This is a genomic window from Roseateles aquatilis, assembly GCF_002205645.1.
Lineage (GTDB): Bacteria > Pseudomonadota > Gammaproteobacteria > Burkholderiales > Burkholderiaceae_C > Roseateles > Roseateles aquatilis.
Window position 1 is genome coordinate 1 of record NZ_NIOF01000045.1, and the last position, 887, is coordinate 887.

Annotated in this window: 1 protein-coding gene; it reads right to left on the reverse strand. The window is 69.2% G+C overall.

The features are described from left to right. The coding region (locus tag CDN99_RS27960; RefSeq protein WP_141101042.1) for an FG-GAP repeat domain-containing protein at positions 1 to 887 on the reverse strand (887 nt) is incomplete at both ends.

Consider the following 887-nt stretch of genomic DNA (forward strand, 5'->3'; position numbering starts at 1 on the left):
CCGTCCACCGCCGCCTTCATGCCCACGTACCCGTAGTCCGTGCGCACCGTCTGCGTCCCCACCCCCACCTCCTGGTCCACCGACGCCACGATCTGCCCCGGCAGCGTCAGGTCCATCAGCGGGTACTGCGCCTTGTCCGCCGTGGCCGCGTCGCTGGTCACGCGGCCCTCGGCGCTGGCGATGGGCGCGTAGTTCAGCGTCGTCTTCAGCCCCGTGGGCGAGACGTAGCTCACCAGCCGGTCCGTCGTGGCCGTGTCGTTCACGATGAACAGCTTGTTCTTCTTGCTCACGTCGCTCAGGTCCGGCGCGTTGCGCGAGATGCGCAGGAACTCCACCGACCCCAGCCCGCGGAAGTCCCCCATCAGCAAGTCGTAGGTGCCGTCGCTCTGCCCCAGCACCATCGGGGACATCTCGCCCAGCGCGCTCATCGGCACCTCGCTGAACGTGCCGTCGCCGTTGGACAGGTACAGCTTGTTGAGCAGCGGGTTGTCGTGCCAGCGGATCAGGTCGTCGCGCCCGTCCCCGCTCACGTCGATGGCGTACACCCCGTAGTTCTGGCCCACCGTGCCGGCGCTGCTGCTGAGCTCCTTGCCCGAGCTCGTGAGGTTGAAGTTGCTCACGATCATCGAGCCCGCGCTCGAATACCCCGCCCGCAGCAGGTTGCCCGTGGCCGCCGCGCCCGCGATCAGGCAGTCCGCGCGCCCGTCGCCGTTGAAGTCCAGCGCCGCGGTGCAGCCCGTGTCGCCCATGTAGCTCTGCGCCGTGAAGTTGCCCCGCCCGTCCGAGGTCCAGTTGCGGTACTTGCGCGGCGCCCCCGCCGACAGCAAGTCGGCCAGCCCGTCGCCGTTGGTGTCGCGCACGTAGGTCCACGAGTTCAGCGCCCCGAA